The sequence below is a fragment of the Mesorhizobium amorphae CCNWGS0123 genome (assembly GCF_001686985.1).
GTDB classification, from domain to species: Bacteria; Pseudomonadota; Alphaproteobacteria; order Rhizobiales; family Rhizobiaceae; genus Mesorhizobium; species Mesorhizobium amorphae.
On the sequence record NZ_CP015318.1, the window covers coordinates 2,479,311 to 2,493,954 of the forward strand.

17 protein-coding genes are annotated in these 14,644 nt (G+C 63.6%); 13 read left to right on the forward strand and 4 right to left on the reverse strand.

Annotation, left to right across the window (positions count from 1 at the left end):
• The first annotated feature begins 70 nt into the window (after window positions 1-70).
• The 4 genes from A6B35_RS11410 to ggt are packed head-to-tail and all read left to right on the forward strand — an operon-like array spanning window position 71 to window position 4,479.
• Window positions 71-1,153, forward strand: coding sequence for an ABC transporter ATP-binding protein (locus A6B35_RS11410; protein WP_040584288.1), 1,083 nt, complete (start codon window positions 71-73; stop codon window positions 1,151-1,153).
• Window positions 1,153-2,076 (forward strand): ABC transporter permease, encoded by a 924-nt coding sequence (locus tag A6B35_RS11415; protein ID WP_006206635.1) that lies wholly within the window; start codon window positions 1,153-1,155, stop codon window positions 2,074-2,076. The genes A6B35_RS11410 and A6B35_RS11415 overlap by 1 nt, the downstream gene beginning before the upstream one ends.
• Window positions 2,073-2,873, forward strand: a complete 801-nt coding sequence (locus A6B35_RS11420) for an ABC transporter permease (RefSeq protein WP_006206634.1) — start codon at window positions 2,073-2,075, stop codon at window positions 2,871-2,873. The genes A6B35_RS11415 and A6B35_RS11420 overlap by 4 nt, the downstream gene beginning before the upstream one ends.
• Window positions 2,874-2,892: 19 nt before the next feature.
• Window positions 2,893-4,479: a gamma-glutamyltransferase gene (gene ggt, locus A6B35_RS11425; RefSeq protein ID WP_006206633.1), complete on the forward strand. Its 1,587-nt coding sequence runs from the start codon at window positions 2,893-2,895 to the stop codon at window positions 4,477-4,479.
• 85 nt (window positions 4,480-4,564) lie between these two features.
• Here the strand turns inward: ggt and A6B35_RS11430 are convergent, their stop codons facing one another.
• Window positions 4,565-5,257 carry a FadR/GntR family transcriptional regulator gene (locus tag A6B35_RS11430; protein WP_006206632.1) on the reverse strand — a complete coding sequence of 231 codons (693 nt, stop codon included), beginning with the start codon at window positions 5,255-5,257 and terminating at the stop codon, window positions 4,565-4,567.
• Window positions 5,258-5,446: 189 nt separating this feature from the next.
• Between A6B35_RS11430 and A6B35_RS11435 the strand changes: the two genes are divergently transcribed.
• The 8 genes from A6B35_RS11435 to A6B35_RS11470 all read left to right on the forward strand — a co-directional run bounded on the left by A6B35_RS11435 (window position 5,447) and on the right by A6B35_RS11470 (window position 12,653).
• Complete coding sequence (locus tag A6B35_RS11435) at window positions 5,447-6,442, forward strand: ABC transporter substrate-binding protein (RefSeq protein WP_006206631.1); 996 nt, start codon at window positions 5,447-5,449, stop codon at window positions 6,440-6,442.
• A gap of 9 nt (window positions 6,443-6,451) precedes the next feature.
• Window positions 6,452-7,279 carry an ABC transporter permease gene (locus A6B35_RS11440; protein WP_006206630.1) on the forward strand — a complete coding sequence of 276 codons (828 nt, stop codon included), beginning with the start codon at window positions 6,452-6,454 and terminating at the stop codon, window positions 7,277-7,279.
• Between the two features lies 1 nt (window position 7,280).
• The gene (locus A6B35_RS11445) at window positions 7,281-8,084 is read left to right on the forward strand and encodes an ABC transporter ATP-binding protein (RefSeq protein WP_040584280.1); all 804 of its coding nucleotides are present in this window, start codon (window positions 7,281-7,283) and stop codon (window positions 8,082-8,084) included.
• A 9-nt stretch (window positions 8,085-8,093) separates the two neighbouring features.
• Complete coding sequence (locus A6B35_RS11450; protein ID WP_006206628.1) at window positions 8,094-8,846, forward strand: ABC transporter permease; 753 nt, start codon at window positions 8,094-8,096, stop codon at window positions 8,844-8,846.
• Window positions 8,846-9,544 carry a fumarylacetoacetate hydrolase family protein gene (locus A6B35_RS11455; protein WP_006206627.1) on the forward strand — a complete coding sequence of 233 codons (699 nt, stop codon included), beginning with the start codon at window positions 8,846-8,848 and terminating at the stop codon, window positions 9,542-9,544. The genes A6B35_RS11450 and A6B35_RS11455 overlap by 1 nt, the downstream gene beginning before the upstream one ends.
• The gene (locus tag A6B35_RS11460) at window positions 9,537-11,057 is read left to right on the forward strand and encodes an acyl--CoA ligase (protein WP_040584279.1); all 1,521 of its coding nucleotides are present in this window, start codon (window positions 9,537-9,539) and stop codon (window positions 11,055-11,057) included. The genes A6B35_RS11455 and A6B35_RS11460 overlap by 8 nt, the downstream gene beginning before the upstream one ends.
• Entirely contained in the window at window positions 11,057-12,040 is a 984-nt protein-coding gene (locus tag A6B35_RS11465) for a 2-dehydropantoate 2-reductase (RefSeq protein WP_006206625.1), read from the forward strand. Before A6B35_RS11460 ends, A6B35_RS11465 begins: the two co-directional genes overlap by 1 nt.
• 259 nt (window positions 12,041-12,299) lie before the next feature.
• A complete protein-coding gene (locus A6B35_RS11470) occupies window positions 12,300-12,653 on the forward strand; it encodes a nuclear transport factor 2 family protein (RefSeq protein ID WP_006206624.1) in 354 nt (117 codons plus the stop codon).
• Window positions 12,654-12,751: 98 nt separating this feature from the next.
• Here A6B35_RS11470 and A6B35_RS11475 read toward each other — a convergent pair whose 3' ends face one another.
• Together A6B35_RS11475 and A6B35_RS11480 are read right to left on the reverse strand one after the other, a co-directional pair.
• The gene (locus A6B35_RS11475; protein WP_006206623.1) at window positions 12,752-13,231 is read right to left on the reverse strand and encodes an SRPBCC family protein; all 480 of its coding nucleotides are present in this window, start codon (window positions 13,229-13,231) and stop codon (window positions 12,752-12,754) included.
• Entirely contained in the window at window positions 13,228-13,581 is a 354-nt protein-coding gene (locus A6B35_RS11480; protein WP_006206622.1) for an ArsR/SmtB family transcription factor, read from the reverse strand. The genes A6B35_RS11475 and A6B35_RS11480 overlap by 4 nt, the downstream gene beginning before the upstream one ends.
• Window positions 13,582-13,756: 175 nt before the next feature.
• Between A6B35_RS11480 and A6B35_RS11485 the strand changes: the two genes are divergently transcribed.
• A complete protein-coding gene (locus A6B35_RS11485; protein ID WP_006206621.1) occupies window positions 13,757-14,104 on the forward strand; it encodes an ArsC family reductase in 348 nt (115 codons plus the stop codon).
• A 156-nt stretch (window positions 14,105-14,260) separates the two neighbouring features.
• On the opposite strand, the gene A6B35_RS11490 is transcribed toward A6B35_RS11485, so the two are convergent.
• Entirely contained in the window at window positions 14,261-14,623 is a 363-nt protein-coding gene (locus A6B35_RS11490; RefSeq protein ID WP_006206620.1) for a DUF488 domain-containing protein, read from the reverse strand.
• Between the last annotated feature and the right edge of the window lie 21 nt (window positions 14,624-14,644).

Sequence of the window (14,644 nt, forward strand, 5' to 3'; positions counted from 1 at the left end):
AGGGAGCGGGGCCGAGGCGCTGCTCCGTTCCGTCTGCGCCATGAATGATCCGGAGCCCAGGGAGATGCTTTTGTCCATTGCGCCGTCCGCGCTTCCCATCGGTATCAGCGGCATCGAAAAACGGTTCGGCGGCGTTTCCGTGCTGCGCGACCTGTCGCTCGATGTCGCGGCCGGCGAATTCCTGACGCTGCTTGGTCCTTCGGGTTCGGGCAAGACGACGCTGCTGATGATCCTGGCCGGCTTCGTCAGGGCAAATTTCGGAAGCATCAAGGTCGGCGGCGAGGAGATAATCACCACGCCGCCGCACAGGCGCAACATCGGCATGGTGTTCCAGAACTACGCGCTGTTCCCGCACATGAACGTCTTCCACAACATCGCCTTTCCGCTGAAGCAGCGCCGCGTGTCCGCTGCCGACACGGCCGAGCGCGTCGAAAAGGCACTGGATCTCGTGCAGCTGAAAGGTCTGGGCGAGCGCCGTGTCGACCAGCTTTCGGGCGGCCAGCGCCAGCGCGTGGCGCTCGCTCGCGCCATCGTCTTCGAGCCGCGCATCGTGCTGATGGACGAGCCCCTGTCGGCGCTCGACAAGGGGCTGCGCGAGCATATGCAGATCGAATTGCGCAATTTGCACCGCCGGCTCGGCATGACCACCGTCTATGTCACGCACGACCAGCGCGAGGCGATCACCATGTCGGATCGCATTGCCGTCATGAATGCCGGGCGCATCGAGCAGATCGACCGCCCCGAAGTGCTCTACGCCAGGCCGCAGACCCGGTTCGTCGCCGGCTTCATCGGCGATTCCAGTTTCATCCCGGTCGAATGCCGCAATGGCAGTGTCTGGTACGAGGACAGGAAGATCCGCATGGCGGCAATGGCGCCGTCCTCCGGCAGCCACCTGATGGTGGTGCGGCCGGAAAAGTTGCGCCTGGTCACCGACGCCGAACCGTCGGGCAGCGTCAACGTGCTCCCGGCGACGGTCGGAGACGTCATCTACCAGGGCGACAGTTTCGTCTGCTACGCGGTGCTCAGGGACGGGCAACAGGTGACGCTGCGCGACTATTGCCGCAGCGACGTGCTGGCCAAGCTGCCAAGGCCCGGCGAGCCGGTCAATCTCGGCATCGACGCCGAGGACGTGGTGCTGGTGGCGGCGGACTGATGAGCATGCAATCCGCACGCTTTGAAGATCTCGGCGGCCCGCACGGGACGCTCAACGCCGATGCACTGCGTGCCGATGCGCGTCGGGAATCATTCGGTTTGCTGGCGCTGTTGTCACCTGGCCTGCTGCTCGTCTTCACCGTCATCATCGTGCCGATCGGCTGGCTGTTCTGGCTTTCGCTTTACGACGAGACGGGCGCGCTCAGCGCCGCCAACTATGCGCGCTTCTTCGAGCAGGCGTCCTACATCAGGACCTTCATCACCACCTTCAAGGTCGCCTTCTTCGTCACCGGCGCCTGCGTGCTGCTGGGCTATCCCTTGGCCTACATGCTGTCGCAACTGCCGCGCCGGGCGGCGTCGATCTGCCTGATCTTCGTCATCCTGCCGTTCTGGACCTCCGTGCTGGTGCGCACCTATGCCTGGCTGGTCATCCTGCAGCGCAAGGGGCTGGCCAACAGCTGGCTCATCGACCTCGGTGTCATCAGCCAGCCGCTGCCGCTCGCCAACAATTTCGCCGGCGTTATTATCGGCATGACGCATATCATGCTGCCGTTCCTGGTGCTGCCGCTCTACGCCTCGATGAAGACCATCGACACCGATTGTCTGCGCGCCGGCATGAACCTCGGCGCCAGCCCGGCCGCCACCTTCCGCCAGATATTCTTTCCGCTGTCGCTGCCCGGCCTCGCCTCCGGCGTCGTCATCGTCTTCGTGCTCTGCCTCGGTTTCTTCGTCACGCCGGCGCTAATGGGCGGCGGCAAGGTCATCATGTGGGCGATGCGCATGGAGCAGACCACCAGCCTCTACTCCAACTGGGGAGCCGGTGCCGCGCTCGGCGTCGTGCTGCTGGCAGTCACGCTGGCGCTGCTCGGTCTCTTCCAATGGCTGCTCGGCGCGCGCGCCACCGGCGTGTGGAGCTCGCGATGAGCGCGGAAACCAGCCTGCCCATCTCGCACAGGCAACGCCTCTGGCTCTATGGGCTCGGCGGCCTTGTGCTGCTGTTCCTGATCGCGCCGTCGGTCATCATCGTCATCATGTCTTTTTCCGGCTCGACGCTGCTGCAATTCCCGCCTGAGCAATGGTCGCTGCGCTGGTATGAGAGCTATTTCGGATCGGTGGAATGGCGCGATGCCACCATCGTTTCGGTTAAGGTCGCTGTCATGACGATGATCGTGGCGACGCCGCTCGGCACCGCCGCCGCCTACGCCATCAACATCGGCACGCTGCGAATGACCGGCGCCATCAATGCGCTGCTCACCGCCTCGCTGATCATTCCGGTGATCCTCATCGGTATCGGCACCTTCTTCCTCTACGCCCGCATCGGCCTCAACAACACGCTGACCGGCCTCGTCATCGCACATACCGTGCAAGCCTTGCCGCTGGTGGTGCTGACCGTGCTTTCCGGCTTGAGGTCCTACGACATGAACCAGGAGAAGGTGGCGCGCAGCCTCGGCGCCAACCGCTTCTCGGCCTTTCGCCAGGTGACGATGCCGCAGATCCGCTTCTCGATCGTGTCGGGCGCGCTGTTTGCCTTCATCACCTCCTTCGACGAGGTGGTGGTGTCGCTGTTCATTTCGGGCGGCGAGACCACGACGCTGACGCGCCGTATGTTCAATGCGCTGCGCGACCAGATCGATCCGACCATCGCCGCCATTTCGACTTGCCTGATCGTGCTATCGATCGTTTTGTTGTCCGCCGCGCAGATCTTCGGCCGCGGGCGTTAAGCAGGGATATCCAGAAAGCATGCGTGATTTCCAGTTTCCAGGCCGTTCGCCAGTCCGCGCCACCGAGGCGATGGCCGCGACCTCGCATCCGCTGGCGACACTAGCCGCCATCGACATGCTGCGCTCCGGCGGCAACGCCATGGACGCCGCCGTCTGCGCCGCCGCCGTCCAGGGGGTGGTCGAGCCGCAATCGACCGGCATCGGCGGCGACTGTTTTGTCCTCTATTGCCCGAAAGGGCAGGGCGAGGTGCTGGCCTTCAACGGTTCGGGCCGCGCGCCCGCCGCCGCGACCGTCGACTGGTATCTGGAGAACGGCTTCAGCGAGCTGCCGAAGCAAGGTCCGCACGCGGTAACCGTGCCGGGCGCCGTCGACGCCTGGTGCCGGCTCTTGGAGGATCATGGCCGCAAGAGCATAGCCGACGCGCTGGCACCGGCGATCCGCTACGCCGAAAACGGCTATGTCGTGCATGATCGCGTCGCCTTCGACTGGGAAGATCCGGAAACCGATCTGTCGCTCGACGAGGTGGCGGCGCGCATCTTCCTGCCCGGGGGCAAGCCGCCCAGGGCGGGCGACGTCCACCGCCAGCCGGAGCTCGCCGAAACGCTGCGCATCATCGCCAAGAGCGGTCGCGCCGGTTTCTATGAAGGCGCGGTGGCGGAAGACATTGTCGGCCGGCTGCGCCAACTCGGCGGCCTGCATACGCTCGACGATTTCGCCGCGACAAAGGGCGACTACAAGACGCCGGTCGGCACCTCCTATGGCGGCTACGGCATTCATCAGATGCCACCGAACAACCAGGGGCTGACGGCGCTGCTGATGCTGAACGTGCTCTCCGGCTTCGAACTCGGCGCGCTCGATCCCAATGGCGCGGAGCGGCTGCACCTCGAGATCGAGGCCGGGCGGCTGGCCTACCAGGACCGCGATGCATTTATCGGCGATCAGGACCATGTCGCGGTGCCGGTGAAGGAACTGTTGTCCGGCACCTATGCCGACAGGCTGCGCGCCGCGATCGATCGCGAGCGCGCCATGACGCATCTGCCGCGCCTCGACCTGCCGGGCAGCGACACGGTCTACATCTCCATCGTCGACCGCGACTTGAATGCAGTGAGCTTCATCAACTCGACCTATTATTCCTTCGGCAGCGGCATTGTCGGACCGAAGACCGGCGTCGTCCTGCAGAACCGTGGCTCCAGCTTCCGGCTCGATCCGAACCATCCCAACAGCATCGCGCCCGGCAAGCGGCCGATGCACACGATCATGCCCGGCATGATGACGAAGAATGGCCGTGCGGTGATGCCGTTCGGCGTCATGGGCGGCGGCTACCAGCCCTTCGGCCATGTCCACCTGCTCACCAACATGATCGACTTCGGCATGGACCCGCAGCAGGCGCTGGACGCGCCGCGTGTGTTCTACAACAACGGCGTCGTCGAGGCGGAGCGAAGCGTTCCGGCCGACGCGATTGAGGGCTTGCGCCGGCGCGGCCATCAGGTGATCGAGCCCGATCACCCTCTGGGCGGCGGACAGGCGGTGCTGATCGACTGGGAGAAGGGAACGCTGACCGGCGCGTCCGACCCGCGCAAGGATGGAATGGCGCTTGGCTACTGAGGCCATGCGATTCTGGCGCCCGACAGGATCACGCTCACCCCATGACGGGCTGAGCCGACGGATCGTCGAAACGGCAGCGCAGTTACTATTCAGCCGCCTCATGTGCCGGAATCAAACGCCGACCAACCTGGACCAGATGCAGGCGCATCGCGGCCGCGGCGCCCGCAAGATCGCGGTCGGCAATCGCCTCCACGATCTTCTCGTGGTCGGCGAAACTGTGATGGTCGGCCGGGGGGCGCGAGCCATCGGCACGCAGACGGCCCCAGACTACGGTACGCCGCACCGCGTTCAGCACGTCGAACAAGCCGAGCAGCACGTTGTTGCTGCTCGCCTCGGCGATCTGGCGGTGGAGCAGATTGTCGATGTTTTCATACTGCCGCCACGTCGCCGCTTCGCGGGTCTGGGCGAGGGATTTCCGCATCGCGGCTATATCGTCAAGCGTGGCGTGCAGGGCTGCCTCGCGCGCGATTTCCGGCTCGATGATAAGACGCGCGCGCATCACATCGGCGGGGTTGGTGCGCCCGGCGATTTCCGAAATGCCGATCGTCTCTTCGATCGGGCCGCTTCCGACGAAGGTGCCCTTGCCGACGTGACGCCAGATGCGGCCGTCCTTCTCAAGCACCGCCAGAGCCTTGCGCAAATCGCCCCGCGAAACGCCGAGACTCTCGCAAAGCTCCCGTTCGGCCGGCAGCCGCGTCTCGCCGGAAAGGTCCATCTGCGCCAGATAGGCCTGAAGCTGTACCAGCGCTGCGTGACCGCCGTCTCCGACAATGTCCATTGGTTTAACCAATTTGCCGATTGATTCCTATCCTTGGTGATAAATCGATAGCGTGAGGCCGTCAATATCCGAACTGCGAACCGTGGATCGTGTGTCAACTCGGTCGAAGGTGAATTATTGCTTGACCAATCTGGCCAAAATCCTTAACCATTTACAATATTGGTTACAAGAAAAACGGGAGGAATCAACATGACCAAGCTGTCCAGACGTGCCGTCCTTGCAACAGCGCTCGCCGCGGCGATCGGCAGTGCAATGTCGATCGAGGCTGCCAGCGCCGGCGATATGCGGATCGCGTTCGGGGATTTGCCGGGAATCGAATCCATCCAGACGCTCACCGCCATCGAACGCGCGAAGGAACGCGGAGTGAACGTCGAACTGATCGTGCTCAACGATGAAGACCTGGCCGCCCAGGCCATCGTCGGCAACCAGGCAGATGTCGGCATCGGCGCACCCTACACGCTGATCCAGAAGGCGGGCGTGCCTATTCGCCTGTTCGCGCAGATTTCGACGCTGCGCTTTTTCCCGGTGGTCAACAGTGAGTTCTACAAGGAGTGGAAGGATCTGGACGGACAGGACGTGGCGGTGCAGGCGCGCGGCTCCGGCACCGAGGCCGTCATGCTGCTGATGGCCAAGACCCACGGCATCAAGCTCGGCACTGTCAGCTACGTCCCCGGCTCAGAGGTCCGGCGCAATGCGCTTATCCAGGGCACCCTGAAAGCCTCGATCGTCGACGCGGCCAATCGGCGCGCGCTCGAGACGGAAGCGCCCGGCAAGTTCATCGTGCTGCCGGTCGATGACCTCAGCGCCACCGACGAAGGTCTGTTCGCCACCGCCGACTATCTGAAGAACAATGCCGCCGATGTCGATATCCTCGTCGAGGAATTGATGAAGACGGGGCGCGAGATCACCGAGACCCCCGCCGTCGCAGTCGAGTTTCGCAACAAGTACAAGCTGCTGCCCGACCTTGGCGCCGACGCTGACACGGAAATCTCCGAGTACTACAAGGAATCGGCCACCGCCGGCAGCCTGGTGCTGAACGGCGGCGGAGCGGAGGCCGCAGCCGACGATTTTGCGTTCTTCAGCCTTGCCGGCCAGATCGAAGGTGAGCCGGCCTCCCTTAAGGTCGAGGATTTCTGGGATGTCGCTGCTATCGACCGCGCCGTCGCCAAGCTCGGCAAGAAATAGGTCTGGCGGATGGCAACCGGCATCAGGACGGAGAGTGAGGCAGTCGGCCTCGCGACCCGTTCGACACGCGGCGAAGTGGATGGATGGCGGGACCAGCCAGTTCTCTTGAGGCTGGTCTCGATCGCCCTTTTTGCGGGCATCTGGGAAATCGCCGGCCGCATACCGGTGAGCTTTGCGTTTCCAACCTTCTCAGCCACTTTCACCGCATTCATCGGGCTGATCGCCGACGGCAGCCTGCCGTTGGCGTATGTCTCGACGCTGCAACCCTTGCTGCTCGGTATAGTGCTGTCGGCTTTCCTCGGCGTCGGCCTAGGAACGCTGTGCGGCCTGTGGCGCACAGGAGAATGGCTGCTGATCCCGGTGTTTATCGTGCTCCAGGCCGCGCCCGTCGCCGCCTTCATCCCGATGGTGACTTTCGTCTACGGCATCGGCATGACCGCCAAGACGCTGGCTGTGATGATACTGGCTTTGCCGGTCATCGTGCTCAACACTTATAAGGCGGTGCGAAACGTCAACGAGTCGCTCGTCGTCATGTGCCGCTCGTTCCTCGGAACGCGCTGGCAAGTGGTCACACAGATCGTCCTTCCCGACGCCAGCCCGGTCATTTTCGCGGGTCTGCGCCTGGGTGTGGCGGCGGGCTTTGTCGGCGTCGTGCTGGCCGAACTGCTGATCACGCCGACCGGAATCGGCGACCTGATCACCTTTCACCGTTCGCGCGCCGACTATGCCGAAATGTATGCAACGATTGCCTCGATTATCGCGCTTTCGACCCTGACGCTGATTGTGCTGCAGTGGATCGAGGTCCGTGTTTTCAGGCCCGAGACAAGAGGAGCCTGAGATGCGCGCTGCTGTACTGCGAAAGGAACCGTCATCGATGCCCGCACCAATCGATCCGATCGTCGAGGTGAGGGGAATCTCCAAGAGCTACGGGAGCACCGAAGCTTTGCGCGGCATAGACCTCGACTTTCCGCGTGGCAAGCTGACCAGCCTGCTCGGCCCGAGCGGCTGCGGAAAAACGACGCTTCTCAAGATCATCGCCGGGCTGATCAAGGCCAATGCCGGCTCGATCGCGGTCGACGGCAAGGTGGTCACCGCGCCGGGCCCCGAGCGTGCCTTCGTGTTCCAGGACTTTGCGCTGATGCCGTGGGCAACCGCGCTCCGCAACGTCGCCTTCGGGCTCGAACTGCGCGGCAAGGCAAGAGCCGAGCGCGAGGAGATCGCCCGCCACTACATTGCCGAGGTCGGGCTCGCCGGGTTCGAGGATAAATATCCACACCAGCTTTCGGGCGGCATGCGTCAGCGCGTCGGTCTCGCGCGCGCCTTGTCGGTCGACGCCGACGTGCTGCTTCTCGACGAACCGTTCTCGGCTGTCGACGAGCAGAACCGGCGGAAATTTCAGGAAGACCTGATCAGGTTGCGCAGCAACCAGAACAAGACCTTCATCTTCGTCACGCACTCGATCGAGGAGGCGGTTTATATATCCGATCGCATCGTGCTGCTGTCGCCCCGGCCGGGCAGGGTTTCGCAGATCATCGAACCCGAGATCGACCGCTCCGGCGACCCGGACCTCATCCACCGCGACAAGCACTATCTCGATACGGTCCAGGAAATCTGGCAAGGGTTGAAGCAATATGCCGAATGAGGCCCTGAGATGACCCTGTTCGGTTACCGCGTCCCGATGATGGCATCGCTGCTTGTCTGGTGCGTGCTGTGGGAGATCGTCGGCAGGCTCGACCTGGTCTTCCTGCTGCCGCCACTCAGCGAGGTTCTGAGTGCGGCCGTGGGTCTGGTGCAGACTCCTTCCTGGCAGAGCGCGACGGTCACGACGCTGCGCGCCTTTTTCACCGGAATGGTCCTGTCGATCGTGATCGGCGTGCCGCTCGGCATTCTCATGGGCCGTGTGAAGATCGCCGACGACCTGCTCGGCATGTGGGTCAACATCTTTTCCAGCGCCCCGCTCTCGGCCCTGGTGCCGGTGCTGATGATCCTGTTCGGCTTCGGCGAAAGGACGATCGTCGCGGCGGTATTCCTGTTTGCGATCTGGATCATCGTCCTTGATACCCGCGCCGGCGTACGGCACATCTCGCCGTCGCTCATCGAGATGGCGCGATCCTATGGCGCCTCGCGACGGGCGCTGTACCTGAAAATCATCCTCTGGGCCGCGCTGCCGGAAATCCTCGCCGGCATAAGGCTCGGCCTCATCCGCGGCGTGAAGGGCGTTGTGATCGGCCAGCTTCTGGTCGCCATCGTCGGCTATGGCGCACTCTTCGAGACCTTCTCGCGGAATTTCCGCATGGCCGAGTTCTGGGCCCTCACCATCATCCTTTTCGCCTTCGCCCTCCTGATCGCCGAACTGATCGAGCGGGCCGAAGCCAAAGTCGAATACTACGCAGGAGCAAGATAATGAACATTCACGGCGCAGACTACGCAATCGAACCGACCACGATCCCGGCCATCCCGGTCGCTCAGTCGGACAAGCTGTTTCCGGTGCATCGGGTCTATTGCGTCGGCCGCAACTATGCGGCGCACGCCGTCGAAATGGGCCACGATCCGAACAAGGAGCCGCCTTTCTTCTTCCAGAAGAACCCCGACAACCTCAACACATCCGGAGAATTTCCCTATCCGCCGGCTTCCAGCGACGTCCACTATGAAATCGAGATGGTGGTGGCGTTGAAAAGCGGCGGCAAGGACATTCCGGTGGACAAAGCGCTCGACTGCGTTTTCGGCTACGGCGTCGGCCTCGACATGACGCGGCGCGACCTGCAGGCCGTGGCCAAGGATCTCGGTCGGCCCTGGGAGGTCGGCAAGGCCTTCGAGGCGTCGGCGCCATGCACCCCGCTGGTTCCTGCAAACACAATCGGCCATCCCGCCCAAGGGGCGATCTGGCTGGACCTGAACGGCCAGCGCAAGCAGACGGGCGATCTCAACCAGATGATCTGGAAGGTGCCTGAAATGATCAGTTACCTGTCTGGCCTGTTTACGCTCATGCCCGGAGACATTATCCTTTCGGGGACGCCGTCCGGCGTCGGCGCCGTCCAGCGCGGCGACATTCTCACCGGTCATATCGACACTGTTGGCGACATCGAGGTCAGGGTTGTCTGAAACGAATTCAATCATCGCACGGATCGCCGCAGGTACAGACGGCGCCCCGGCGATTTCAGCCCCCGATCGCACAACCCTCACGCATGGTGGATTGCGCCGCCTGATCCACGAGACGGCGGCGCGGCTCAATGCGCTCGGCCTCGGCCGTGGTGATCGGGTGGCCATCGTGCTGCCCAACGGACCGGAGATGGCGACGGCCTTCGTCGCGGTGGCGGCCGCCGCTTCGACGGCGCCGCTCAATCCCGCCTACCGGGCCGACGAGCTCGATTTCTATCTCTCCGATATCGGCGCCAGGGCAATCCTCGTCGCCAAGGACGAAAGCGGTCCTGCGGTCGCCGTTGCCGAACGCCTCGGTATCCGCGTGCTGCGGCTCGTTGCGTTGCCTGATGCGCCGGCTGGCAGCTTCACCATCGAGGGCGAACCGGTCGGTCCGTCTGTTTTGCCCGGGCTGGCGCAGGATGGCGATATCGCGCTGCTGCTGCACACGTCGGGCACCACGTCGCGCCCTAAGCTGGTGCCGCTCAGCCATGCCAACCTTGCTGCCTCGGCTGCCCATATCGGCGCGACGCTCGGCCTGACCGCCGCCGACCGCTGCCTCAACATCATGCCGCTGTTCCACATCCACGGGCTGATCGCGGCGGTGCTGTCCTCGCTCGCCGCCGGCGGCAGCGTCTTCTGCACGCCGGGCTTCAACGCGCTGCGTTTCTTCCATTGGCTCGGCGAAGCAAAGCCGAACTGGTACACGGCAGTACCCACCATGCATCAGGCGATCCTGCCGCGCGCCGCACGCAATGCTGAACAACTGGCTGCGGCACCGCTCCGCTTCATCCGCTCGTCCTCGGCCTCGCTGCCGGCGCAGGTGATGGCCGAGCTCGAAGCGACCTTCTCCTGTCCGGTGATCGAATCCTACGGCATGACCGAGGCCGCGCACCAGATGGCGTCGAACCGCCTGCCGCCTGGCCAACGCAAGCCTGGCAGCGTCGGCGCCGCCGCCGGACCGGACGTTGCGGTCATGGCTCCCGACGGGCGCTTGCTCGAAACCGGCGAGACCGGCGAGATCGTCATTCGCGGCCCCAATGTCACGGCCGGCTATGAGAAGAACCCTGACGCCAATGCCAGCGCCTTCGCCCATGGCTGGTTCCATACAGGCGACCAGGGCGTGCTCGACGAGGACGGTTATTTGCGCGTCACCGGACGGCTGAAGGAGATCATCAACCGCGGCGGCGAAAAAATCTCGCCGCTCGAGGTCGACGGCGTGCTGATGGATCATCCGGCGGTGGCGCAGGTCGTCACCTTCGCCATGCCGCATGACAAGCTCGGCGAAGAGGTCGCCGCCGCCGTCGTGCTGCGCGAAGGTTTGAGCGCCAGCGAAGCCGACATCCGCTCCTTTGCCGCGACGCGGCTCGCCGATTTCAAGGTGCCGCGCAAGGTCCTCATCCTCGACGAGATACCCAAGGGCGCGACCGGCAAATTGCAGCGTATCGGCCTTGCCGCCAAGCTCGGTCTCGGCTGATGCGCGTTACCGTTTTCGGCGCCGGCGCCATCGGCGGCTACCTCGCCGCCAAGCTTGCGATCGCCGGCAAGGTCGATCTGTCGATCGTGGCGCGCGGCGCGCATCTCGATTCGATCCAGGCCGATGGCCTTCGGCTGGTCGAGGACGGCCGTGAATCCGTTGCCCCGGTCAGGGCTGCCGCGCGGGCCGAAGAGCTCGGCGTGCAGGATTATGTCGTGCTGGCGCTGAAGGCGCATTCGGTCGGCCCGGCGCTCGACCAGATCGCGCCGCTGCTTGGGCCGGACACCGCCGTCGTCACCATGCAGAACGGCGTGCCCTGGTGGTATTTCTACAAGGCCGGCGGCGCGCTCGAAGGCACCCGCATTCAGGCCGTCGACCCCGGCGGCACGATCTGGCAGCGTCTCGGGCCGGAGCGCGTCATCGGCTCCGTCGTCTATCCCGCCGCCGAGGTCGACGCGCCCGGCCTGATCCGCCATGTCGAGGGCACGCGCTTCTCGCTCGGCGAGCCATCCGGCGAGAAGAGCGAGCGTGTCACGCGGCTCGCCAGGGAATTGGTCGCGGCGGGCTTGCAGGCACCGGTTCGCGACGACATCCGCGGCGAGATCTGGGTCAAGCTCTGGGGCAATCTCTCCTTCAATCCGATCTCGGCGCTGACCGGCAGCACGCTGGCGTCCATCGTCGCCGACGAGGCGACGTGCGCGCTGGCCCGCGCCATGATGCTGGAAGCGCAGGCGATTGGCGAAAGCCTCGGCGTGCGCTTCCCCGTCGCGGTCGACCGGCGCATCAAGGGCGCCGGCGATGTCGGCGAGCACAAGACCTCGATGCTGCAGGATCTCGAGCGCGGCCGGCCGATGGAGATCGACGCGCTGGTCACGGCGGTGCAGGAGCTTGGCCGGCTGACCGGCCAACCAACGCCCACCATAGACAGCGTGCTGGCACTGGTCCGCCGCCTCGCCATCGAACGCGGCTGCTATCAGGCATAGGGGAGCGGGTTGCTCCAAACCGGATATGGACGGTGCGCGACTTCGTGCACATCGACAGTTTCCTGCGGCAAGGACGGTATCGACTTCACGGGCGCTGGCAATTGAGCGGGCACGACGATGCCTTGGCCGCTCTTTGAGCATCACAAATCGCTCAGACATTGCTTCCATCCTGACATGGGTTGTCAGCTACCGAACGGGCCGCCGGTGGCAGGCCAGCAAGCGGTTCCCTATCTGGATTGCGTCTGGACAGGAGGAACACATGACCACTGCGGAAATTGCCAAGGATTTCACAGAGCTTCTCAAGCGGGGCAACAACGAAGCTGCTGCCGAGAAGTACAATGCCGACAACATCGCGAGCTACGAAGCCATGGACGGACCGATGGCCGTCTGCGAAGGCAAGGACACCGTCAAGCAGAAGGGCCAGTGGTGGCAAGAGAACCACGAAGTCCATGGCGGTTCGGTCGAGGGCCCCTATGTCAACGGCGACCAGTTCGCGGTCCGCTTCAAGTTTGACATAACGCCCAAGGCTACCGGCGAGCGCGTCACCATGGATGAGGTTGGCCTGTACACGGTCAAGAACGGCAAAATCACCGAAGAGCGCTTTTACTATTGAGGCCGGAAACACCACCGGCTTGCTGGTGGCTGCGCGCTTCGCTGCATGATTCAAAAATTAGGCGGCCAGGACGGTGCCCTGGCCGCCATATGGCAATCTCAGATCGTCTTCACATAGTCCGCAAGCTGGTCGAGCACCGTGCCCCAGCCATCGTAGAAACCCATCTCTTCATGGTTCTTGCGCGTCGCCTCGTCGCGGTGAATGGCGGTCGCGGTGTAGCGTGTCGCCTTGCCTTCCGGCTGAAACGATATCATCGCGGTGATGAAAGGCTCGCCCGACGGCCGATAGCCGGGCAGCAGCGCGTCGGTCCAGACGAGCCGCTCGTTCGGCACGATCTCGAGATAGCAGCAATGGCGGTCGTTGACTTGCTTGCCATCCGGCGACTGCATGCGCGTCCGGAACAACCCGCCGGGCCGAAGCTCGATCTCGCAGTCGGTGATGATCCATGGCTTCGGCGTGAACCACTGCTTGACATGCTCCGGCGTCGTCCAGGCGCGCCACAACAATTCGCGCGGCGCATCGACGACACGTTCGAGCATGAGGTCCAGTCTGGGGTCCGGCTTGAACGGATAGCTCATTTTTCTGTCTCCTTGAGGGTCATGACATAGGCGTCGAACTGGTCGAGGCGGCGCTCCCAAAGAGCGCGCTGCTCGGATAGCCAGTTTTCAGCCAGCTTCAGCGGTTCGGGCGAAAGCCGGTAGGTCCGGACGCGGCCGGCTTTTTCCGAATGCACCAGCCCGCAACCTTCCAGCACCTTGAGGTGCTCGATGAAGGAGGGCAGCGCCATTTCGAAGGGCTCCGCCAACTCGCTGACCGAAGCCGGGCTTCGGTTCAGTCGCTCCACCACAAGACGGCGCGTCGGATCGGCAAGGGCGCGGAAAATGCCGTCGATCGGTGGCGGACTGGGAGTCGCCGTCTGCAGGCTCATGCCTCTTCCTTCCTGCGGATCGCGCACCACTGCGAGCGCTTCGAAAATTACTTAGGAAAATTCCTTAGTATTGGCAAGGCCGAAATTCGCAGATGCGGACAAAGCCATTGGCAAAACGGGAAGGGCGGGCCTAGCTTGCCGTCAGATTCGAAAACCCATCGTTCCGAGGTTTGTCTTGACGATCACCATGTACGGCATCACCAATTGCGACACGATCAAGAAGGCGCGTGTCTGGCTGGAAAGCCACGACGTACCCTATCGCTTCCACGACTACCGGGCCGAGGGGATCGAGCCGGCCAGATTGAACGGCTGGGTCGGCAAGGTCGGCTGGGAAAAGCTGCTCAACAAGGGCAGCACGACGTTTCGCGAGCTGCCGGACAAGGACAAGCTGGGCCTCGACGAGAAGACGGCCAAGGCGCTGATGCTGGCGAAACCGACGATGATCAAGCGGCCGGTATTGGAAGTCGGCGACCGTATTTTGGTTGGGTTCAAGCCGGATGTTTATGAAGAAGCCGTGAAGTAGTGGCAGCCCCCATCGCTTCGTCATCCTATGGCGGAGCAAGGAGCGAAGCGACGCGGCGCAGACCATAGGATCCATGCCGTGACTTTCGAGCGTTGCAACGGTCCAGGTTCTGCTCCGCTGCATCCTTCGGCCGAGGTTACGGCATGGATCCTCGGGTCAAGCCCGAGGATGACGAAGTAGGTAGCCCGCCAGCGCCACTGCATTGTTGTGCGCTTCGTCATGCGCACCAAAAAGCAGCGTCACCCGGCCCTTGCTGAGCAGGGCGCGCAACTGCTCGACCGCCTCGTCATTGGCATCCAACTCGCCGCCATACCGCTCCTGAAACTGCGTCCAACGCTCGGGCTCATGCCCGAACCATTTGCGCAGTTCATCGCTGGGAGCCACATCCTTCATCCATAGCGTCAGCGCCGCGTCCTTCTTGGCAACCCCGCGCGGCCAGATGCGGTCGACAAGTACCCGCTGTCCATCGCCTGGCTGAGCTGGCTCATAGACGCGCTTGACCGCAATATCGAAGGCCATCGCAACCTCCGACAGGCTGAC